The sequence below is a fragment of the Micromonospora sonneratiae genome, from assembly GCF_042679305.1.
GTDB lineage: Bacteria > Actinomycetota > Actinomycetes > Mycobacteriales > Micromonosporaceae > Micromonospora_H > Micromonospora_H sonneratiae.
The window spans coordinates 1-537 of sequence record NZ_JBHTMP010000177.1 but is presented as its reverse complement, the minus strand read 5'-3'; the positions used below and the strand labels follow the sequence as shown (position 1 = coordinate 537).

1 pseudogene is annotated in these 537 nt (G+C 65.7%); it reads left to right on the top strand.

The annotated features are described in order from the left end of the window. Positions 1–537 (top strand): annotated as a pseudogene (locus ACFQ4H_RS34955) (helix-turn-helix domain-containing protein); the annotation flags it as partial.

Below are 537 nucleotides of genomic sequence, written 5' to 3'. Positions count from 1 at the left end.
GCAGATCTACCAGATCACCTCATCAACCCTGAACAAACTCGGCGAACACCAACTTTCCTGGCTGGCCGCCGATCGGGCCATCGCCATCTCCCACCGCTGCGACGACCCACTACTCACCGGCATCGCCACCTGCCGCATCAGCAGCGCCCTGACCGCCCTCGGCCGCCACCGCGCCGCACTGGAAATCAGCGTCGGGACCGCCAGCCACCACGTCCCCGACCGGCGGCGGGCCGTCACACCACAACAAACCTCCGTGTACGGGCAGTTGCTCCTACACGCCGCCACCGCAGCCGCCCACATCGGCGATCAGCCAACTGTGGAGGAACTCCTCAACGCAGCAGACCGAGCCGCCAACCAACTCGGCGGCGACCACAACCACTACTGGACCGCCTTCGGCCCCACCAGTCTCCAACTCCACCGGGCCGCCACCGCCATCGAACTCGGCGAAGCCAAACACGCCATCGAAATCCACCAACAGATCGACCCGGACCAGTTCAACAGGCTCATGCCCGAACGACGGGCCCACCACCTACTCGA